Source organism: Microbacterium sp. NPDC089698 (assembly GCF_044749045.1).
GTDB lineage: Bacteria > Actinomycetota > Actinomycetes > Actinomycetales > Microbacteriaceae > Microbacterium.
The window spans coordinates 318,176-338,570 of the sequence record NZ_JBIVHE010000005.1 but is presented as its reverse complement, the minus strand read 5'-3'; the positions used below and the strand labels follow the sequence as shown (position 1 = coordinate 338,570).

Here is a 20,395-nt window from a genome sequence, read left to right as displayed (position 1 = left end):
GGGTCTCTTCTATGATCGGGCTCGCCCGGGAGCTGCCTCCCGGGCGAGCCGACTTGTTACTTGACCGTGAAGCCCTGCTGCTTCGCGTATGTGACGAGCTTGTTCTGCCACTCATCGAGAGCCGCGCCAAGGTCGCCCTTCTCGGTGATGGCCTTGCCGAGGGTCTCGTTGAACGAAGAGTTCGCGTAGTCCATGAACGGCAGGAAGTCGAACTTGGGGTCGACGGTCTTGGCGATGTCTGCGTACAGCTTGTTGACTTGTTGTCCGCCGAAGAAATCACTCTTCGCGTCCGTGAATTCCGGGGACTCAAGCGTCTTGGTCGTGGTCGGGAACAGCGACACGTCGTTCGCGAGATGAATGGTGGAATCGAACTCTGTGTTCACGAACTTCGCAAGTTCGTATGCGGCGATCGGATTGGCCGTCTTCGCCGTCACAGCGTTCGAGGAACCGCCCCAGTTGCCGGAGACGTGTGCTCCGGCTGTCCACTGAGGAGCCTCGGCGGCACGCCAGAGACCGCTGGTGTCTTTGACTGTGCCCTGCAGAAACAGCGGCCCCCATGCCGGGACGACCCAGCTCGCGTACTTGCCCTTCGAGAGTCCCTGATAGAACTCGTCGGTGAAGTCGGGGTCAACGGAGACAAGATCCTTCTTGATGAGGTCTTGCCAGTACGAAATGACCTTTTTCGCACCATCGGAGTTGACATCGATTCCGACAGTCGTTCCCCCCGAGTAGTTGAACGGCTTCACCCCGGCCTGCCAGAGGTAGCCTACGATCTGAGGCATGTCGTTCCCGGGAAGATTCGTGATGTAGGAGCCGGTCTTCGACTTGACTGTTTCCGCGGCCTTGGCGAAGTCATCCCACGTCTTAGGTGCACCGTTGAGGCCGGCATTCTGGAAGATGTCCTCGCGGTACAGGTTCCCCAACGGACCGGAATCCTGCGGGATCGCCCAGACACCATCCTTGTTGGCTACCTGATTCCAGGTGGCTTCGGTGAACTGGGTTTTGAGTTTGTTGCCTCCGTACGGAGTGAGATCCAAGAGGCTCTTCGTCTGCTGAAAGGATCCGATGTAGTCGTACCCGAGCTGCATGACATCAGGGAATCCCTTGCCGGACTTCAAGGCCGCGCGGACCTTTGCATACTCGTCCGCACCGGATCCCACGTTGACGACGTTGACCTTGATGTTCGGGTACTTCTTCTCGAAGAGGCCGACGGACTTATCGATGCCGTCCACCCAGGTCCAGTAGGTGAGGGTTGTCTTCGTGTTCATCGCCTTGTCGATCTGAGCCTGCGAGACAGGCTCAGTCGCGGAGCTGTTTGTCGGTGAGGAGCTGCAGCCACTGAGTACGAGGGTCGCCACCGTGGCGATCGTCCCCAGCAGCACTGCTGTGTTACGTGTTCTCATGGTTTCTTTCCGTGGTGGGTTGGGTTCATGCGCCCGGGTGTGGAGCATGAGGAGCCTCAAGCAAGATTGCGGACCTTGGCCTGAGGAGTATGCGGGTGCCAGCGGAGTACTGTTCACCGGTTTCGATGTCACGGACGGCGTGAGGCGCGACAATATCCGCGACCTTTCCCGACCAGTTCGTTGCGAACGTGATCTGGGCGCCAGGAGTGCTGCCCGTGGCGATGGAGACTTTCGAATGAGCCGCCCAGCGCTGACTCGCGCGATCCGGGACCAACCACCGACCAATGCTGCGCGCGAGCGGCGCATTCGGCACTGTCGCAACGTAGGTCACTCGTCCGTTGACGAAGCTCTTGCTTGTCACAGCCGCGACGGCACCCATCTCGTTCTTCGAGAACCTTGCGAGAACATCAGCGTCATCTACCCGAAGGATCTCCAGCCACCCGGTTCCCGCCGCGCCGTGCTCAATATGAAGTTCGTCCCCCCCAGTGACCGCCAAGCTGACGTCGATGTTGCTGTATTCGTCGTAGTCGATGCCGGCCGCGTCCGCCAAGAATGCGGGAGCGACGGCATGCCGGGCGCGGGCGAGCTCGTCACCATATCCCGTGCGCACCCCGGCGACGAGATGACCTCCAGCCGCCGCATACTCGCGTAGCCGGGCGAGCGTGCCATCGTCGGCCACGTAGATCGCCGGCGCAATGAGAACGGGGAACCGCTGGACGAGTTCGTCGACTGCGGTCTCCAGGAACTGCCGAACATGCTGGACTCGTATCTGAGCTCCCGCCTCGAACAGTCCTCGATAGAACGAATCGAAAACATGAGCGTAGGCGCTCCTATTTGGGCCTCCATCTTCGGAAGGCAGCGGCGGGTATGCCTCGAATGACCACTTGGTATCGGTCGAATACAGCATCAGCACGTCGGCATCTGGCTCGAACGCGTCGAGCGCCGGGCCGATCCGCGCGATACTCGCACCAAGCTCGGCAACCTCCCGATAGATTCGGCCCGGGACCTGGCTATGCGGGAGTATTCCACCCCAGTACGTTTCGGCGCCGAAGTGGAGCGTGTGCCAGTGCCAGTATTCGATCATCCGAGCGCCGCGCGCCAGCAGCGCGAAAGCCGCTTGCTTGATCTGGCCAGAGTACGGCGGGTGGTTCTGCCACGGCTCACCAACCGACTGCGCGTTGGTCTCTGTGACGAGGAATTGAGATTGCGCCGACGAGTAGGCGCGGTCTGCCCAGGCGAAGAGCGCCCACACGCCGGTGCTCCACCAGAGCTCCGGGCGAGGAAGCTCCACCCCGGTCTCCAAGCCGTTCTGCATCTTGTAGTAGGGATTGCCAGCGACGACATCTAGCGAAGTCACGATCTCGTCGTCCGAGATCTGCGAGCGCGAATACGACAGGCACGTGGTTACGAACTGATCGGGGCGCGCATATTCCCTCACGATCTCTGCCTGCCAGGAGATGAGTTCGACAGCCAGGGTCGCTTGGAATCGGCGCCACTCGATCTGGTATTGAGGCACCGAGTTCGCGTCCGGTCGCCATAGGTCCGCCCAGTCTGAGAGCCGGTGCGACCAGTAGACGAGACCCCACTCAGCATTGAGCTCTTCGACGCTGGCGTAGCGGGTCTTAAGCCACTCGACGAATCGCTGGAAGGTCTGCTCGTTGTGTGGCAGCTGAAAGCCTGGCTCGTTGTCAACCTGGTATCCGATCACAGCCGGGTGGTGGGCGTAGCGGGCAACAACTTTCCGCACGATGCGCTCGGCGTAGAACCGGTACGCGGGTTCACTCTGATCCATTTCCTGCCGAGCGCCCCAGGAATTGCGAACGCGTGTGGCGCTCTCGGCGGCGATTTCGGGGTGCCGGCGCTGTAGCCACGGCGGCACTGCGTAGGTGGGCGTGCCGAGAATCACCCTGATCCCTCGCTTGAGCGCTCCATCGAGGACAGGCTGAAGCCAGTCGAGCTCGAAAACTCCCTCGCGCGGCTCCCATGTCGACCACACCGACTCGCCGACACGTATAACGGTGAAGCCCGCTTCCTTCATCAAGTCAAGGTCACGCTCCAGTGTGCCTGCGGGCTGGTACTCGGAGTAGTACGCGGCACCGAAGAGGATGCCGGAGAAGGACGGGGTTGACGCCATTGCAGCACTGCTTTCCGTTGGGGTCATTCAAATGTTGTCGACAACATTGAGTGGGAGACTAGCCTCGCGTGGGCCTCAAGCGCAAGTACGTTCTCTCAGCTGTTACGTGCCCGAAACACGGGGGCCGTCGAGGCGCGAATGACGACCTTCGGCTCCCCCAGCAGGAGGTTCTCGCGCGGCGGGAGACCTTCAATCTCGCGGATTAGGGTGTCGAGCACGAAGCGCCCCTCCCCCTCGAAGTCCATCTGCAGAGTCGAAAGTGCTGGCAGGAAGTACGCGGCTTCCGCCATGTCGTCGTTTCCCAGGACGCTGAGGTCGGCAGGAACCGCGACACCATCGTCGTGCGCGGCAGAGATGAAGCCCATCGCCATGCTGTCGTTCGCGGCTGCCACCGCGGTGATGTCCCGCTCGTCAGCAGACAGGCTACGCCACGCGTCCGCCCCGGAGGACGGCGACCAGTTGCCCTCGCGCACCCAGACGAGCCGGCCGCCGCGTTCCTTGACTCGGCTCTCGAAACCTTTCAAGCGTCCTTCCGAAGCGAGCCAAATGTGCGAGCCCGAAACATACCCGATGTCACGATGGCCGAGGTCGAGCAGGAAGTCCGCAGCGACACGACCCGCGACCTCACTCAATGACGGTTGCCCCTCAACAAGCCCGAACTGTGACTCGAGGAGCATCGGCGCCGGTATTTTCTGCGCGCGCAAGGCATCGAACACGATCTCCGTCTGCGCGGTGGCCAGCACACCCGCTACCTGATGCTCGGTAAGCATCTCAAGCGAGGCCGCGACGGACGCTGCGCTCGTCCCGTCCGCCACGACGATGTCAAGCACGTAGCCGCGCTCCTGTGCAAGCTGGCTAGCTCCGCTAAGGATGCGCGCCGGCCCGCTCTCATCGATCCGATCCGCGAGGACGCCTATGCGATTCGTCTGGCGGGTCCTCAACAGACGTGCCGCCGAGTTTGGTCGATAGTCCAACTCTTCTAAGGCCGTTGCGACTCGCTCGCGCGTCGAGGGGCGAATGCCCTCGAAGCCCTGCAGGTATCGAGTTACGGTTTGATGAGACACGCCAGCCCGTCGCGCCACATCATAGATCGTCGCTGCCTTCACGCGTCTTTCTTATCGTGTTCGCAGGATGATTGCTCAATGGGACTCGCGGCTCACCGCCGAACCGCTGGAACCGACAAGGAAATCGAGGTCCGCGCCTCGGTCTGCTTGGAGGACGTGGTCGACGTAGAGCCGCTCCCACCCGCGGCGCGGGTTGGCGAATCCGTCGACAGTGGCGCGGCTGGGGGCGCGAACAGCGAGCTCCTCTGCGGGAACGTCAAGATCGAGACGGCGTGCATGGACATCTAAGGTAATCCAGTCGCCGGTCCGGACAAGCGCGAGAGGTCCGCCGTCTGCAGCCTCAGGTGTGACGTGGAGTACGACCGTGCCGTACGCTGTGCCGGACATGCGCCCATCGCAGATGCGGATCATGTCGCGCACACCTCGCGCAAGCAGCTTCTTCGGTAGCGGCATGTTGGAGACCTCCGGCATCCCCGGATAGCCCTTCGGTCCGCATCCACGCAACACCATGACGGAGTCCTCGTCGATATCCAGCTCCGGGTCGTCAATGCGTGCGTGGAAGTCTTCGATGCTGTCGAACACGACAGCTCGCCCTCGGTGTGCGAGCAGCCGCGGCGACGCTGCGGCGGGCTTGATTATTGCTCCACCCGGGGCGAGCGTTCCGCGTAGGACTCTGATTCCGGCTCTCGCTTGCAAAGGAGAGGAACGCGGTGTGATGACTTCCTGATCCCAGATCAGAGCATCGTCCAGATAGTCGACGAGGGGCCTTCCAGTGATTGTTAGCGCCGCCGGGTCGAGCAGGTCGCGCACTTCGCGCAGAACGGCGAGGAAGCCACCTGCCCGCTGCAGATCGTCCATGAGGTAACGGCCGGCCGGCTGAAGGTTCACCAACAGCGGGACCTGCCCTCCGATGCGATCGAAGTCATCGACTGTCAGCTCGATACCGAGACGCCCAGCGACCGCGAGCAGGTGGACGACGGCGTTGGTCGAACCCCCAATCGCCGCGAGGGCCACGATCGCATTGTGGAAGCTCGCCCGGGTCAAGAACGTGCTCGGCCGGCGATCCTCCGCCACCATCTGGACGGCGAGACGCCCCGTGTCGTGCGCTCCAGCCAGCAGACGAGCGTCCGACGCCGGCGTTCCCGCCAGGCCGGGCATCACAGTCCCCAGAGCTTCGGCGACCAGCGCCATAGTTGAGGCGGTGCCCATGGTGTTGCAATGCCCCTTGCTGCGGATCATCGATGACTCGGACCGCGTGAACTCCGCCTGACTGAGCGTCCCGGCTCGGACCTCCTCGCTGAGCCGCCAAACGTCGGTTCCACAGCCGAGGGCCTCGCCTCGAAAGTGCCCGGTCATCATCGGTCCGCCGGGCACCACGACCGCGGGAAGGTCCACCGATGAGGCTGCCATCAGCAGAGAGGGAATCGTCTTGTCACATCCGCCGAGAAGCACCACACCGTCTATCGGGTTGGCCCGCAACATCTCCTCGGTCGCCATCGCTGCCATGTTGCGCCACAGCATTGCGGTCGGGCGAACCTGAGTCTCCCCTAGCGAGACCACCGGCAACTCAAGGGGGATGCCACCGGCCTCGTAAATACCATTTTTGACGGACTGCGCTACTTCATTCAGATGCGCGTTGCAGGGCGTCAGGTCGGACGCGGTGTTGGCGATCGCGATCTGAGGCCGTCCGTCGAAGGCACTGTCGGGCACCCCTCGGCGCATCCATGCCCGATGGATGAATGAGTTCCGGTCATCGCCTGCGTACCACTCGGAACTGCGAAGGTCCGATGTCATTGTTCCAACTTTCGGAAGGTTGATCAGGATAGTGAAATTGCTGCTAGCCTAGGCGATTCAAGGGAAGGCACAAGGCCGATGGCGCAAAAATCTATCCAGCAGGCGGACGAAGAACGTCTCGTCGGCACCGACCGAGTCCTCGCTGTGCTCACGGAACTCGCACGGCTCCCGAGCGGAGCCAGCCTGGAAGAGATGGTCCGCCTAACGGGGCACCCAAAGCCAACCGTGCATCGCGCACTTGCCTCACTCAAACGCGCTGGCCTTGCCAACCAGAACGGCCACGGACACTACATCCTCGGCGATGAATTCCTGCGCCTTGCGTTCGCGCATCATGAAGCCCGCCCGGAGCACATTCGAGTACGACCGATCCTCGAAAGGCTCTCAGAGAGGTTCAACGAAACGATTCATTTCGCCGTTCTGGACGGACCCGATGTGGTGTACCGCGACAAGATCGACCCGCAAACAGGTGCGGTGCGGCTGACCTCCACCGTCGGCGGACGCAACCCAGCCCACTGCACCGGTGTTGGCAAGGCTCTTCTTGCGGCCAAGCTGACCACGTTCGAGGACGTTTCCCACTGGATCGGAAGCCGCGTCCTGGAACGGCGCACGCCGAGAACCGCGACGACCGCTCATGACCTGCATGAGCAGTTCACCGAAATTCGCCGACGTGGCTACGCAATTGACGATCAGGAGAACGAGGTCGGGATCAACTGCCTCGCCGTGCCGATCTATCTCGCCTCCCCGAGCATCCCATCAGGTGCCGTGAGCGTCAGCGCAGTCGCCTACCGGACATCGATAGCTGATCTTGAGGCGGCCGCGGCCACCGTCCTCGCAACGGCCGCCGCCGGCACTGCACAGCCAAGGGAGCAGGCATGAGCCCCTCGGCGAAGGTCGCCACGGTAGAGAGCTTTTCCCTCGGCGAGGGTCCGCATTGGGATCCGGTGCGCTCCCAGCTTCTCTGGGTGGATATCAACAACGGCACCGTGTATGTCGGAGTGCTCCGTGCCGACGACACCATACGTGTCATCAGTCGAGTACATGTCGATGACACCGTTGGTGCGGTGGTCGTTTCCGAAGACGGTGATTGGCTCGTGGCTGGACGCCACCGGCTGATTGTCCGCCGCAGCGACGGCAGCACGATTCCCTTCGCCGAGACGATCCACCACGCCAGCCGTTTCAATGATGGCAAGGTGGACCCCTACGGCCGATTCGTCGTCGGCACGCTTGCTCTCAGTGAGGCGACGGCGTCAGAGAGGCTTAGTCGCGTCGAGGCTGACGGCACCTTGAGCAAGATCGATGACGATCTCACGCTCTCGAACGGACTCGCATGGTCCGCCGATGGCACGCTGCTCTACAGTGTCGACACCTTGAGCCGGAGCGTGTATCGCCGCACCTACGATGCGCAGACAGGGCGATCAGGACCACGCGAGGTATTCCTTTCCTTCGAGGAAGGGCACCCCGATGGGATGACCATCGACGTGGAGGATCATCTCTGGGTTGCCATGTGGGGTCTGGGCGAAGTGCGCCGATATTCGCCCGCCGGCCAGCTCGCGGCATCCATCGCCGTCCCGGCGCCGCATACGTCTAGCGTCGCTTTCGCTGGGCTCGAACTGGACACCCTCGTGATAACGACAGCGACCCAGGACCTTGACGAACAGGCGCTGCTCGACTTCCCGTTCTCTGGACGACTCTTCACCGCCAAACCCGGCGTGCGTGGGCTACCCCAGCCGCCCTGGAACGGCAGACCAAACCCGCTACTGACTGAGAGGATCAAATGAAGCTGCTTCGCATCGGCCCGTTCGGGGCCGAGAAACCCGCCGTCCTGGTCAGCGACGACGGCTATATCGACTTGTCCGATGTCGTGCGCGATTTCGACGAGGCGTTCTTCGCCGCTGGTGGCATCGAGGTCATTCGCCCCGTCGTCGAACGGCGACTCGAGCGAGGCGAGATAGCACCTCTCGGTGACCAGCGGGTAGGCGCCCCGATCGCGCGCCCTCATCAGATCATCTGCGTTGGGCTGAACTACTCGGATCACGCGGAGGAGACGGGGCAGGACGTTCCGGCCGAACCGATCCTCTTCACCAAATCACCGAACACGCTGGTCGGACCGTATGACGATGTCCGCATTCCACGAGGATCAACGAAGCCCGACTGGGAAGTGGAACTCGGCATCGTCATCGGAAAGCGAGCCAGCTACCTGGAAACAGTCGAGGACGCTGCCGACCACATCGCGGGATGGACGCTCGTCAACGATGTATCAGAGCGCGCCTTCCAGATGGAGCGAGGCGGTCAATGGCTCAAGGGGAAGTCAGCCGAAACATTTAACCCCGCCGGCCCATGGCTGGTGACCCCAGATGAGATCGATGATGTCAAAGACCTGACGATGACCCTGAGCGTGAACGGGGTCCTCCGCCAATCTGGCTCGACGGCAACTATGATCTTCGATCCTTACGTCATCGTCCATTACATTTCGCAGTTCATGGTCCTGGAACCAGGCGACCTGATCAACACCGGCACGCCGCCCGGCGTCGGAATGGGGTTCCGTCCCGAGATCTGGCTCCAAGCCGGTGATGTGATGGACCTAGCGATCGCCGGGCTTGGCGCGCAACAGCAACTCGTCGTGGCGCCACGATGAGAGCGTTCGTTGTGCGCGGTCCTGGTAACGCAGGAGTCGAAGACGTTGACCTCCCTGTCGCCTCAGCCGGTGAGGTCATCGTCGAAGTTCAACGTGCTGGGATCTGCGGAACCGACACCGAGTTCTTCACCGGGGAGATGCAATACCTGCACGATGGGAACGCCGCGTATCCCATCAGACTCGGACACGAATGGATGGGTATCATCACTTCCGTCGCTGCCGACGTCGATCCTGCGTGGATTGGACGTCGCGTCACGGGCGACACGATGCTGGGTTGCGGCGACTGCCACCGATGTCTCGCCGGTCATCACCACGTGTGCGAGTTTCGCACAGAGCTTGGCATCCGAGGTGGCAAGTCGGGTGCTCTGGCGGAACAGATGGCATATCCCGCTCGCTTCCTGCACGCGCTCCCCGACACCATCGACGACGCTGCCGGCGCCCTGGTGGAACCCGCCGGAAACGCATTGCGCTCAGTTTGGGCCGCGCAACTAGGCGACGACAGCCGGGTCCTCATCCTCGGCATTGGCACTATCGGGATCCTCTGCGCAATGTTCGCGCGGGCCGAAGGCGCTGAAGTCCACCTGCTCGGCAAGTCTGAGCGTTCGGTCGCGTTCGCACGTTCGGTGGGATTCGACCGCGTATGGACTGATTCCTCGCTTCCGGATCTGGCTTGGAATGCGGTGATCGACTGCTCCAACGACCCAGCCCTTCCGGCCAGAGCGCTTGATCTCGTGGAACCAGCCGGACGCATTGTCTACGTCGGGCTGGCCGGCTCACCAAGCTCGATCGACACCCGAATGCTGGCGCTGAAAGATGTCACGGCCGTAGGAGTTCTCGGAGCGAGTCAAGCTCTCGAAGGTGTCATCGAGGCCTTCGGCTCCGGGGCAGTCGACCCCCGCCCCATCATTTCGGCCACCATCGCGCTCGAAGACGTCGCAAGCACCCTGGCAGGGAACCGCCCCGTCGATGCGGGCCCCGGGCCAAAGGTCCACGTAGCCCTGAAGCCCCAGGCACACCCGAGAGAAGAGACATGATGAGAACCGCAGTGGTCACTGGTGGCGCGAGAGGACTCGGCGCCGCGACGGCAGAACGACTTCGGGCCGACGGAATTCGCGTCCTCACAATGGACATCGCCGGTGACGTCGACGTGCAAATTGATGTCACCGACCAAGACGCGCTAGCCGAGGCTGCCGCCGAGATCGGCGATGTCGACATCGTCGTAAACTCTGCCGGGATCGTCGGCCCGAACAAGCCTCTCCTCGCGACGGAAAGCAGTGAGTGGCGCCGAGTCCTTGACGTAAACGTCTTCGGAACGGTCGCAACGATGCGTACGTTCGTCCCCGGCATGGTGGAGCGCCGTTGGGGTCGGGTTGTGAACTTCGCCAGCATGGCAGGCAAAGATGGCAACCCGAACCTGGCGATCTACTCGGCATCGAAGGCTGCAGTGATCGCTCTGACCAAGTCCGCAGGCAAGGAACTAGCAACCACTGGCGTCCTGGTGAACGCGATCGCGCCAGCGGTGTTCGCCACGCCGATGAATGACGACACATCGCCAGACGTTCTTGCACACATCACCAACCTCATCCCGATGAAACGCGTTGGCCGCCCCGAAGAAGTAGCCGAGCTCGTCGCCTGGCTGACGTCTGACGCGGTCAGCTTCTCGACGGGAGCCGTGTATGACATCAGTGGAGGGCGTGCCACATATTGAAACGGTCTGCAGGTCGAAGGTCTAGAACTCTCTTGTACCGCACGAAGATCGAGTCCAGTGCTCCGCTTACCCAGCCGGCTTGTACCTCACGGATCTAACAACTCCGTGCCCGGATGGGCTACCGAATCCAAGCACTCTGCCCGTAAACCCGGAGGCGACCTCCGACGAAAGATAGCGTCCATCCAGCCGCGCCAGCTCATGGTGGATGCTCCCGACTTCGACGGAAAGGATGATGTCGTCCGGTCCGGCGTGGCCAAGGGGAACGTTGAGTGTCGCCGGAGAAACCGCCTCGATGCGTATGATCGCACCCCCATCCACTTCGACGGAGCCGATCGATTGGCTCAGATCACCGATCCTCATCTCGGCTCGTGCGATGCCGTCTCGAATCACGACGCCGTACCAATGACGATCATCGAGCCGCAGCACGTGGGCAACGTCGCCCTCGACGAGAGCCTCGGACTCCCATCTGAGATCTCTCACTCGGGCGCAGAGCAAGTCGGCGCCGCTGCGCCAGCTGCTTGTGAACGAAAGCCCAAGATCCGCGCTGAGGGCGACGGCGTCCGTTGGTTGCCCGCCCGGCACCACCCACCGGAGATCCAAGCGGCCTGCCGTGAAGTCGTCCACGAAGCCGTGGTCGTCGGGCACGAGGTGATAGCGATGCTCATCGAACACGGGCCAGCCGTCGACCCATGAGATTCCTGAAAGGAACGTCTCACGACCCAGCACGTGGAATCCAGGTATGGAGCCGCGTGCCCGGACTCCGAGGTAGACGGCAGCCCAGCCACCGTCGTGTGTCTGCACCAGATCAGCGTGACCGGCATTCTGCACGGAGTGCCCGAGGCTCCGATGAGTGAGGATCGGGTTCTGCGGACACGCTTCGAAAGGCCCGTAGGGGTGCTGAGATCTCGCGACTGTGACGGTGTGACCCCGCTCGGTTCCGCCTTCGGCCAACATCAAATACCAGTAGCCGCCAACTCGGTACAGGTGAGGGCCTTCTGCTGCGGTCATGCCGGTGCCCTGCCACACCTGGTACGTCGGGCCGATCTCCCCGCTCTCGAGATCGACAACCGCCTGCACAAGCTCGAGGTCCCCGTCGGTGAAGCTAAGCCGCTTCCAAGTGAGGTAGCACGTCTCACCATCCCACGCGATGTCGGGGTCGATACCGATGGCGTTGGGAATCATCACCGGCTCGCTCCATGGCCCGCTCGGATCAGCCGCGGACACCAGCAGCTGACCTGCCTCGTAGTCATTCGCGTTCGTGGTCACGAACCAGAACCGTCCATCGTGGTGACGTAGGGTCGATCCGTAGATTCCCTTCGATGGGCCCCGATCACCAACCGAGAATTGACTACGACGAGTCAGGATGTGACCGATCTGACTCCAATTGGTGAGGTCCTTGCTCCGGAAGATCGGCGCGCCCGGGAAGTACTCGAAGCTTGAGGTGGCCAAGTAGTAGTACTCCCCCGCGCGACAGATCGTCGGATCGGGGTACATGCCTGCAATGATCGGATTCTCCGCCGCCGAGACACTTTCGATGCGGGCGCCGGTAGGCGTTGTTCCTCGTTCAGCGACCGAGCGACTCATGATGTTCAACTCCACATTTCGTACGATGCGGCGTTGCGCTAGTCGTCACGCCCACCGTTGCTTTCGTCAGCAAGCGGCTGTATCACCATCGCACCGGGGCTCGCGGCCCGCCCAGTAGGTTGCGCAATAATAGATGCAGAGGAGGATGCATGATGGCTGTGCCACCCGAGGATCGCCGACGTCCATCAATGGCCGATATCGCGGAAGCCGCCGGCGTGTCCGTCACGACGGTGTCGCGAGCGATGTCAGGGCGAGGCGACCTCCCGTCTGAGACCCGCGTTCGAGTACAGGACACTGCGCGTGCGCTCGGATACAGCCGCTCCACCACCACCCGGGGTCGTCCCTCTTCCTCGGACTCGCGGACCATCGAGTTGGTGCTCGGAACCTATGACGATGCATGGACCGCAGAGATCACTGCGGGTGCCCGCCAGGGAGCAGCTCAGCTCGGCTACGACCTCGTCCTCACGTTGGAACGTGACGACCCCGAAGAGGACTGGCCCGCCCGCGTCGCTCGACGACGCCCAGCCGGGGTGATTCTGGGTTTGATCGTCCCAACGCGCACACAGCTTTCACGACTGGACGGCCTTAACATCCCGCTTGTTCTTGTGGAGCCCGCGTCGGACCATAGCACCGAGCTGCAAAGTGTCGGGACGACGAACTGGCAAGGAGGCTACGACGCGGGCGCCCATCTCGCCAACCTCGGTATCAAGAGGTTCATCTGCGTTACAGGCGAGCCGCGGCTCCGCTTCGGACGCGCACGTGAGAGCGGCTTCTCGAGAGCTGTCTACGAGCACGTGCCGTCCGGGACGCTTGACGTCGTCAAGGGCGACTGGACCACCCGTCCACTCATTGATGAGCTCGCTTCGGTAACCCGTGGCGAAGGCCCCTTCGGAATATTCACGGTCAATGACAACATGGCGGTCGGCGTCTACACCGCGGCCAAACGACTGGGGCTTCGGATCCCCGACGACCTCAGCATTGTTGGGTTTGATGACACCGCTCGATCCACAGTCCTGGATCCGCCACTGACGACGATTCACCAGCCGATCCGAGCCCTGGCTGCGCGAGCGGTCGAGATGGTCGGGCAGCTGCGCGCCGGGCAAGAACCTCGCGGCGAGCGCGTCGAACTTCCGACGCGCTTGGTCGTGAGGTCTTCGACCTTAGCGTCGACGCCCGCCAGTCAGAGCGGAGAGGACTGACCGCGGGGCTCCTGTGGAGGCGACGAGGTTGTTCCTCTGGTCATCAGCCGGGGCTCGATCCGGACTGCCCGGGGAGCGTCCCTGCCCTCGAGCCGCTCGAGCAGAACCTCCGCGGCAAGCTCACCCATCCGATGACCGCTCTGGTCGACGGACGTGAGATGGATAGGAGGCATGCTCGCCATAGGCGAGTTGTCATAGCCAACGATTGAGATATCTCCTGGGACATCAACGCCTGCAGCCCAAAGCTCAGCCAGTAGGCCGAATGCCGCCACATCCGCTCCGGCATGCACGGCAGTGGGCGGGTCGCTCATCGCCAAGATCTGACGACCGATCTCGCGCCCACCTGCATCAGACCACGGTGCTACTCGAACATCGATATGCTCCTCCAAGCCATGCAGTCTCATCGCCTCCCGATACCCCTCTGCGCGCACATACTCCGGAGACTCCGGTTCGTCTGCGCCATCGTTCCCGTTGGTGAGGTGGAGGATACGGCGGTGCCCGAGTCCGACCAGATGATCGACGATGATCGATGACCCTCGGCGATCGTCCCCGGCGACGGTGTCATACGTGCGGATGCGACCGAGTCCGTGTCGACCGACCACGACAGTCGGGATCTGACGCCCCGTCTGATCAAGTACTTCGCCAGGGATCACGGGAGCGATGACAACGAGCGCATCCATGCCCCGGTCGATCAGCGCGTCGATCATGGCGCGCTGCGATCGAGGGCTCGCTCCCCCTGGGCCGATCAACATCTCGTATCCTGCGGGACCGAGCTTGTCGCGGACACCGTCCGTCAGAACGCCGAAGTACGGGTTGTGGATATCGGAGAGCATCACACCGATGGTGTACGTCTTTCCCCGCAGCCCCCGAGCAGCTGCGTTGGGACGGTAGTCCAGCTCATCCATCGCGGCACGCACTCGCGTTCGCATGCTCTCACTGACGCCATATGCCCCACGCAGGACCTTGGAGGCGGCCGCTGTTGAGACACCGGCCCGATCTGCAACGTCCCGAATCGTTGCGCGCCGCGGAGCGTCGAGACGCTTGCCAAACAACGACTCGACTGAAACTGGCTGTTCCGGATCCGTCACGCATCCACCGTCTGACGTTCGGAAATGACGAGATCGTGCCCGTGAGCCGGCTGGTGGACGACGTATCTCCCTGGGCCCAGAGGCCGCCTGGGGATACCGGGCAGATCCACGACCGCCGTCGCACCTGGCGGAACGACCACCTCCAGATCGAGCGCGCCCCTGCTGGTTCGCCACTCCACCGCGGCCAGACCGAAGGGAGTCATGTGAGACGTCTGGGCCTGCGTGATCGACGGATGAGGACGGGGTGAGATTCTGATGCGGGACCAACCGGGCGCGTCTGACGACAGACCGCCAATGACTCGATGCATCCAGTCCGCCACCGCGCCGAGCGCGTAGTGATTGAAGGACGTCATCTCGCCCGGATTGATCGAGCCGTCAGGAAGCATGCTGTCCCAACGCTCCCATACGGTTGTCGCGCCCATCCGGACAGGGTAGAGCCAGGAGGGGCATTCGGTCTGCAACAGTAGCGAGTATGCGTCCTCGAGAGCGTCGGCTGCAGTGAGCGCATCGAGTATAAGAGCTGTGCCGACGAACCCGGTCGCGATTCGATGCCCCGATTCCCGGACCAGAGCGACGAGGCGCTGCGCCGCTGTGCGGCGCTGTTGTTCAGTTTCCAGCAGGTCGAAGCAGAGCGCGATGGCATATGCCGTTTGTGTGTCGCTGGAAAGGCGCAGCGACTCGGTCAAGAATCGATCGCGGAACGCGGCTGCGACGGCCGCGGCGAGCTCGGCGTACTTCTGTTGGTCGTCTAGCCGCCCAGTTAGGTTAGCGGCCTCCGCGAGCATCTTCGCAGAGTTGGCGAAGTAGGCAGTCGCGACGAGTGCCGGTTCAGTGGCGCCCGCAGCAGGGTTGTCAGGGGGTGCAGTGGGGTCGAGCCAATCACCGAATTGGAAGCCCTGGTCCCAGACGAGCGAATCGCCGGCGAGCCTCGCCACTCCGTCAACCCACCGTTTCATCGAGATCCATTGGGTTTCCAGGATCTCAAGATCTCCGCTGGCGCGGTAAAGCGCGAACGGAACGAGCACAGCAGCGTCCCCCCACACTGCGGTGTGGGAGAGCGCCAACCCAGGAACGTCCTTGACATCCTCAGTGAAAGGTACATCTGGCACGAAGAAGGGAACCAGACCGTCTGCATGCTGTTCTAGAGCAAGGTCTCGCAGCCAGGAGCGGAGCATACCGATGCAGTCATACAGGTATGTCGCGGTGGGTGCGAACACGCTGATATCCCCTGTCCAGCCGAGGCGTTCATCCCTTTGCGGGCAGTCGGTGGGAATGCTGACGAAGTTCCCCCGCATACTCCACAGCACGTTGTTGTGGAGTTGGTTGAGATCGGCATGAGAGGACGAGAACCAGCCAGTTCGCTCCATGTCGCTGTGCAAGACCACAGCCTCTAGGTCGTCAAGCCGAGGGCCTTCCGCAGGCCACCCTTCGACCTCAACGTAGCGGAATCCGTGATAGGTGAATCGCGGCTCCCAGATCTCCCGCCCGCCCCCTCTCAGCACATATCTGTCTGTGGCAGCAGCGCTCCGAAGCGGTCTGATTCCAAGTTCGCCGTCTTCGAGTACCTCGGCGTGACGGAGCGTGATCATCGTGCCTGCCGCGCCTTCGATCGACAGTCGCAGCCATCCGACTACGTTCTGCCCGAAATCGACCAGCGTCCTTCCCGAAGGCGAGCGGAAGATCCTGACAGGCGCGACAGTGTCAATGCGCCGTACTGGCGGTCCGACTGGAGCCTCGAGACGCTCAGGTGGGCCGTCGAGGACCACCACCGGCGACCATTCGCTGTTGTCGGCGTATCCGTCGACCCAATCGTCCAGCTCGGCTCGAGCGTCATACGTTTCACCGTCGTAGAGCCCTGCCGATTGAATCGGCCCGGGCGCCCACCGCCAACCGTCCCCGGTCCCGAAAACGGCGCGTCTACCGTGACCGTAGTCAAGTTCGATCTGCGCCAGCGCTTCTACGCGGTCACCATAGAGTGCACGTTGCTGGAGGAATCCGAGGCGGCCGCGGAACCACCCGTCTCCGAGCAGAACCTCGATCTCGTTCCAGCCGTCCTGAATGCTCTCGGTCACATCGATCGTGGAGTAGAGCTCCCGGTGATGATACGACTGCCACCCCGGCGCGAGCACCTCGTCGGATGCGGCGACGCCATTGAGTCGAATCTCCCCTATTCCTCGGTACGCGACGTAAAGACGCGCCCTGACGACAGGAAGCGTGGCGTTGAACATGCTTCGCAAGACCACGGGGCTGTCCACGGGATCTGCAGCGGTGATGTACCGCGCTGTCCAGTCGCTCGGTTCGAAGAGACCTGCCTCGAGAGCAGCCGCATCGCTCCAACGAGACATCGTGCCGCTCTCATCGAAGACTCGCACCCGAACGGAACGACGATCACGGGATGCGAGGTCCGGGCCTATCCACGGCACAAGGGTTTGTGCCGTGGTTTCGACCTGCTCAATCCAACGCGTGCCGTCCTCGCTCGTCACCTCGATCTCGTACCCGGCCTGCTGAGAAACGTCGGCCGGTAGCGTCCAGGAGATGCGTGGCCGCGGCGTCCCGACGCCGAGTGCGGGCGAGCGATGCTCGAACGACACCGCCCACCGTTCTGTGCCGGAAGTCACCCCTTCAACGACCCTTCCGTGAGTCCCGCCAGCACCTGACGCTGAGCGAATAGATATGCCACGACGAGTGGCAGGCTCGTCATCACGACGTGCGCGAAGACGAGGTTCCAGTTCAGTCCGTGCTCGCCAGAGCTGGCGAATGAGTACATCGTCAGCGGCAGCGTGGCGTTGTCGCCCCCACGAAGGAGGAGCAGACCGAAGAAGAAGTCGTTCCAGACGCTGATCACAAGAAGCACCGCTCCGACGAAGAGGATCGGCCGCAGAAGAGGCAGCATCACCGAGAAGTAGGTGCGCATTCGCGATGCGCCATCGATGGCGGCCGCCTCTTCGAGGTCGGTGGGCAAGCCACGGACGAACCCTGTCGTGAGGAAGATGACGCCTCCGATACGCGTACCCATCTGCATCAGGGCATAGCCCCATACCGAACCATCGAGATGCAGTGTGCTGAGCACGTAGATGGTCGGGATGATCGCCGGCGGGAGCAGGATCGATAGCGCCGTGATGTAAAAGAACACCTGCGTCACCTTAGATTTGCTTCGCGCATACGCCCACGCCGCGAGCGAGCCCAGGAAAAGTACGACGATGATCGTCGGGATCGCGACAAGGAGACTGTTCTTCAACCCAGTGAGGTAGTTGCCGGCGACGAACACCGCCGTGTAGTTCTCAGCTATCGCCCATTTCGTGGGAAGGGCGAGCGTGAGCTGGGACGCCTCACCGACGGTCTTGAACGAGTTCACGACCAGGAGCCAAAGGGGAACTCCCACCCAGGGGACTGCGAAGAGCGTAAGAAGCATGTACTTGACGACGCTCTGCCAGCGCAGGGTGGAACGTTGAGAGGTGACAGCCGGGACTGTTGCAGTGACGGTGCTCATGCGACTTCTCTTTTCCGGAGCCAGGACACGAGCGGAACGGCGATCGCGATGACGAGGATGGTTACGGTCAGGCCCAGGGAGCTGGCAGTGCCGTAGAAGCTCGAGCCGAACTGCTGCTGAAGGGCTACGTTGATAGTCGTAGTCGAGTTGCCGGGGCCGCCGCTCGTCGTCGATGCGATGACGTCGTACGCACTCAGCGCGCCAATGAGTGTCGTGGCGATGTTGAATGTGAATGCTGGCGCGAGCAGAGGGAAGCTGATGCGCCAGAAGCGTTTCCAGGGGCCGGCCCCATCGAGTGAGGCCGCCTCCATCAACTCGTCGGGAATGCTGTTGAGGCCTGCGATGTAGACGAGCGTGGCAATCCCTGACCATTTCCAGCCGTCGATGAAGGCCACGGTGACAAGCGCGCTGATGGGGTGTCCCAACCATGCGTAATCGAACCCGGGGACGATCCAGGCGATCACGGCGTTCAGCGGCCCCTGCGGGTCGACAATCCCGCGCCAGATGAACCCAGCGGCAAGCGGTGAGATGAGAACTGGGAGGAAGAAGATCGACCGATACACGGAGTTGATCCGGGTGGTCTTGCGGAGGGTCAGAGCGAGCGACATCGCGATGCCATTCTGGACAGCCATCGCGATCACCGCATAGGCCAGCGTTACGACGACCGCGTTGCCGAGCGTGCCGTTCTTCCACAGGAAGAGGAAGTTGTCGAGCCCGTTGAACTTAATCTCGGGGCTGTACGCGGTCCACTGCGTGAAGGCGAACGGGATATTCAGAACGAACGGAACGATGAAGAACACAAGGACGAGAGCCAGCGCCGGCAGCAGGAACCAGAACCAGCGGACGGGACGGCGCCCTCGGCTGGCCCCCGCTGGGGAGCGCCGCACGCGACGCCCCCCAGCCGACTGCTCGTTCGCCTCTACAGCGGAGATCACCATCCGGGAAGACTCGCCGCCTTCGCGGCCTGCTGCACGCTGGCCTCCATGTTGTCAGCGACCTGCTGCGCGGTCTCCTGTCCGTTGAGGAGCTTGCTCAGTTCCGCCGTGAAGGTGTTCCATCCAGGAAGGTTGACGCCGACGGTTGCGCCGCTGTCGTACGCTTCCTTGAACTGCTTCTGGATCGGGGCCAGGCCTGTGGGGTCGGCAACCCCCTGGATCACGGGGTAGGTCTTACCCTCCTCGATCAGCTTCGCGTAGCCCTCACCCGTCGCGTACTGGATGAACTTGAGCGCGGCAGCCTGTCGCGACTTGTCGCCCGTCTTCGGCGCGTAGTAGCTTCCCAGCGGGCTGGGGCTATACCAGGCGGTGGAGTTCTTGGCGGAGACGCCAGTGAAGCCAACCGCTTCGGAGACCTTCTCCGCGCTTCCTGCAGTCTGCTCGAACTGAGTCAGCGCGTCCGAGTGCAGTGCGGTCATCGCAGCAGAACCGGTGTAGACCGCATCGGTCGACTTCTCGAACGTTCCGGTTGCGAAGTCCTTCTGGAAGCAGCCGGCGTCCTGCAGAGACTTGTACGCCTCGATGCCCTTGACCATTGCGCCGCTCGGGTCGTTGACCTTCTGCTTGTTCTCGAAGAGGGCCTGCCCGTACTCATTGCTCTTGTTACTGTCGGCGACGTAAGACGCGGGCAGGATCTGAGTCGGCCACTGGCTGTTGCCCGATTCGTAGATCGGGGTGATGCCAACAGAGTTCAGTGCCTTGCAGGCGCCGAGGAGATCGTCCCAGTTCTTAGGGACATCCACGCCCGCCTTCTGCAAGGCGGCCTTGTTGTAGTACATGCCGAAGATGCTGGGGAGCTGCGTGATCGCAGCGTAGACCTTGCCGTTGTACGAGCCCGCGCTCTTGTAGAGGTCGCCCGACTTGCCGACGAAGTCCTGCGACGAGAGATCCTGGAAGCTCGACGGGTTGAACTGCAGGATGGCCGCGGCCGTCGGGTGGTACTCGAGAATGTCCGGCTTGTCGCCGGTCGTCCACTTGGTTTGAGTGGTGGTCTCGAAGGAGTTCGACGGGATGTCGACCAGATCAACCTTGATTCCGGTCGCTTTGGTGAAGTTCTTGTACAGGTTCAACAGCGCCGGCGAGTCAGCGGTGTTGTGCCAGATCGTGATGCTCTTGGCCGGGGCTGCATCACCGTTTCCGGAGTCCGAGCCGCCGCCGACGGGGTTGGAACAACCAACCAAGCCGACGACGAAGGCTGCCGAGACGGCTGCAGCAGCCAGCTTCGTTCTGCGATTCATTTCACCCTCCATTGGGTTCGCGCCGATGCCTCGCAGGCTTCGGCAGTTACTGTGTAGACCGTT

At 62.4% G+C, this 20,395-nt stretch carries 16 protein-coding genes; 6 read left to right on the top strand and 10 right to left on the bottom strand.

Features of this window, described 5'->3' with window-relative positions; translation table 11 throughout:
- Nucleotides 1–56 precede the first annotated feature (56 nt).
- The 4 genes from ACIPY5_RS15320 to ACIPY5_RS15305 form a co-directional block, all read right to left on the bottom strand.
- Nucleotides 57–1,403: an ABC transporter substrate-binding protein gene (locus ACIPY5_RS15320; RefSeq protein WP_400972114.1), complete on the bottom strand. Its 1,347-nt coding sequence runs from the start codon at nucleotides 1,401–1,403 to the stop codon at nucleotides 57–59.
- A gap of 25 nt (nucleotides 1,404–1,428) precedes the next feature.
- Complete coding sequence (locus tag ACIPY5_RS15315) at nucleotides 1,429–3,537, bottom strand: beta-galactosidase (protein WP_400972112.1); 2,109 nt, start codon at nucleotides 3,535–3,537, stop codon at nucleotides 1,429–1,431.
- Between the two features lie 95 nt (nucleotides 3,538–3,632).
- Nucleotides 3,633–4,643: a LacI family DNA-binding transcriptional regulator gene (locus ACIPY5_RS15310; protein ID WP_400972110.1), complete on the bottom strand. Its 1,011-nt coding sequence runs from the start codon at nucleotides 4,641–4,643 to the stop codon at nucleotides 3,633–3,635.
- A gap of 33 nt (nucleotides 4,644–4,676) precedes the next feature.
- Complete coding sequence (locus ACIPY5_RS15305) at nucleotides 4,677–6,395, bottom strand: IlvD/Edd family dehydratase (protein ID WP_400972108.1); 1,719 nt, start codon at nucleotides 6,393–6,395, stop codon at nucleotides 4,677–4,679.
- Between the two features lie 78 nt (nucleotides 6,396–6,473).
- Between ACIPY5_RS15305 and ACIPY5_RS15300 the strand changes: the two genes are divergently transcribed.
- The 5 genes from ACIPY5_RS15300 to ACIPY5_RS15280 are packed head-to-tail and all read left to right on the top strand — an operon-like array spanning nucleotide 6,474 to nucleotide 10,738.
- On the top strand, nucleotides 6,474–7,271 hold the full coding sequence (locus ACIPY5_RS15300; protein WP_400972106.1) for an IclR family transcriptional regulator: 798 nt from the start codon (nucleotides 6,474–6,476) through the stop codon (nucleotides 7,269–7,271).
- Nucleotides 7,268–8,173 carry an SMP-30/gluconolactonase/LRE family protein gene (locus tag ACIPY5_RS15295; RefSeq protein ID WP_400972104.1) on the top strand — a complete coding sequence of 302 codons (906 nt, stop codon included), beginning with the start codon at nucleotides 7,268–7,270 and terminating at the stop codon, nucleotides 8,171–8,173. Before ACIPY5_RS15300 ends, ACIPY5_RS15295 begins: the two co-directional genes overlap by 4 nt.
- Complete coding sequence (locus ACIPY5_RS15290; protein WP_400972102.1) at nucleotides 8,170–9,030, top strand: fumarylacetoacetate hydrolase family protein; 861 nt, start codon at nucleotides 8,170–8,172, stop codon at nucleotides 9,028–9,030. Before ACIPY5_RS15295 ends, ACIPY5_RS15290 begins: the two co-directional genes overlap by 4 nt.
- Entirely contained in the window at nucleotides 9,027–10,064 is a 1,038-nt protein-coding gene (locus ACIPY5_RS15285) for a zinc-binding dehydrogenase (RefSeq protein ID WP_400972100.1), read from the top strand. Before ACIPY5_RS15290 ends, ACIPY5_RS15285 begins: the two co-directional genes overlap by 4 nt.
- Nucleotides 10,061–10,738: an SDR family NAD(P)-dependent oxidoreductase gene (locus ACIPY5_RS15280; protein WP_400972098.1), complete on the top strand. Its 678-nt coding sequence runs from the start codon at nucleotides 10,061–10,063 to the stop codon at nucleotides 10,736–10,738. The genes ACIPY5_RS15285 and ACIPY5_RS15280 overlap by 4 nt, the downstream gene beginning before the upstream one ends.
- A 66-nt stretch (nucleotides 10,739–10,804) precedes the next feature.
- Here ACIPY5_RS15280 and ACIPY5_RS15275 read toward each other — a convergent pair whose 3' ends face one another.
- Complete coding sequence (locus ACIPY5_RS15275; RefSeq protein ID WP_400972096.1) at nucleotides 10,805–12,337, bottom strand: family 43 glycosylhydrolase; 1,533 nt, start codon at nucleotides 12,335–12,337, stop codon at nucleotides 10,805–10,807.
- 134 nt (nucleotides 12,338–12,471) lie between these two features.
- Here ACIPY5_RS15275 and ACIPY5_RS15270 point away from each other — a divergent pair, with 134 nt between their 5' ends.
- Complete coding sequence (locus ACIPY5_RS15270; protein WP_400972094.1) at nucleotides 12,472–13,521, top strand: LacI family DNA-binding transcriptional regulator; 1,050 nt, start codon at nucleotides 12,472–12,474, stop codon at nucleotides 13,519–13,521.
- Here the strand turns inward: ACIPY5_RS15270 and ACIPY5_RS15265 are convergent.
- From ACIPY5_RS15265 to ACIPY5_RS15245, 5 genes are read right to left on the bottom strand one after another with little or no spacing between them, the layout of a single operon-like run.
- The gene (locus tag ACIPY5_RS15265; RefSeq protein ID WP_400972163.1) at nucleotides 13,503–14,573 is read right to left on the bottom strand and encodes a LacI family DNA-binding transcriptional regulator; all 1,071 of its coding nucleotides are present in this window, start codon (nucleotides 14,571–14,573) and stop codon (nucleotides 13,503–13,505) included. The genes ACIPY5_RS15270 and ACIPY5_RS15265 overlap by 19 nt on opposite strands.
- 32 nt (nucleotides 14,574–14,605) lie before the next feature.
- Nucleotides 14,606–17,227 (bottom strand): family 78 glycoside hydrolase catalytic domain, encoded by a 2,622-nt coding sequence (locus ACIPY5_RS15260; protein WP_400972092.1) that lies wholly within the window; start codon nucleotides 17,225–17,227, stop codon nucleotides 14,606–14,608.
- Entirely contained in the window at nucleotides 17,224–18,099 is an 876-nt protein-coding gene (locus tag ACIPY5_RS15255; RefSeq protein ID WP_400972090.1) for a carbohydrate ABC transporter permease, read from the bottom strand. Before ACIPY5_RS15255 ends, ACIPY5_RS15260 begins: the two co-directional genes overlap by 4 nt.
- The gene (locus tag ACIPY5_RS15250; protein WP_400972088.1) at nucleotides 18,096–19,037 is read right to left on the bottom strand and encodes a carbohydrate ABC transporter permease; all 942 of its coding nucleotides are present in this window, start codon (nucleotides 19,035–19,037) and stop codon (nucleotides 18,096–18,098) included. The genes ACIPY5_RS15255 and ACIPY5_RS15250 overlap by 4 nt, the downstream gene beginning before the upstream one ends.
- Entirely contained in the window at nucleotides 19,031–20,332 is a 1,302-nt protein-coding gene (locus ACIPY5_RS15245) for an ABC transporter substrate-binding protein (protein ID WP_400972086.1), read from the bottom strand. The genes ACIPY5_RS15250 and ACIPY5_RS15245 overlap by 7 nt, the downstream gene beginning before the upstream one ends.
- Nucleotides 20,333–20,395 lie beyond the last annotated feature (63 nt).

Coding starts and splice junctions, on each gene's coding strand:
- ACIPY5_RS15320 (WP_400972114.1), bottom strand. CDS start 1,403: ATGAGAACACGTAACACAGCAGTGCTGCTGGGGACGATCGCCACGGTG.
- ACIPY5_RS15315 (WP_400972112.1), bottom strand. CDS start 3,537: ATGGCGTCAACCCCGTCCTTCTCCGGCATCCTCTTCGGTGCCGCGTAC.
- ACIPY5_RS15305 (WP_400972108.1), bottom strand. CDS start 6,395: ATGACATCGGACCTTCGCAGTTCCGAGTGGTACGCAGGCGATGACCGG.
- ACIPY5_RS15300 (WP_400972106.1), top strand. CDS start 6,474: ATGGCGCAAAAATCTATCCAGCAGGCGGACGAAGAACGTCTCGTCGGC.
- ACIPY5_RS15295 (WP_400972104.1), top strand. CDS start 7,268: ATGAGCCCCTCGGCGAAGGTCGCCACGGTAGAGAGCTTTTCCCTCGGC.
- ACIPY5_RS15290 (WP_400972102.1), top strand. CDS start 8,170: ATGAAGCTGCTTCGCATCGGCCCGTTCGGGGCCGAGAAACCCGCCGTC.
- ACIPY5_RS15285 (WP_400972100.1), top strand. CDS start 9,027: ATGAGAGCGTTCGTTGTGCGCGGTCCTGGTAACGCAGGAGTCGAAGAC.
- ACIPY5_RS15280 (WP_400972098.1), top strand. CDS start 10,061: ATGATGAGAACCGCAGTGGTCACTGGTGGCGCGAGAGGACTCGGCGCC.
- ACIPY5_RS15270 (WP_400972094.1), top strand. CDS start 12,472: ATGATGGCTGTGCCACCCGAGGATCGCCGACGTCCATCAATGGCCGAT.
- ACIPY5_RS15255 (WP_400972090.1), bottom strand. CDS start 18,099: ATGAGCACCGTCACTGCAACAGTCCCGGCTGTCACCTCTCAACGTTCC.
- ACIPY5_RS15250 (WP_400972088.1), bottom strand. CDS start 19,037: ATGGTGATCTCCGCTGTAGAGGCGAACGAGCAGTCGGCTGGGGGGCGT.
- ACIPY5_RS15245 (WP_400972086.1), bottom strand. CDS start 20,332: ATGAATCGCAGAACGAAGCTGGCTGCTGCAGCCGTCTCGGCAGCCTTC.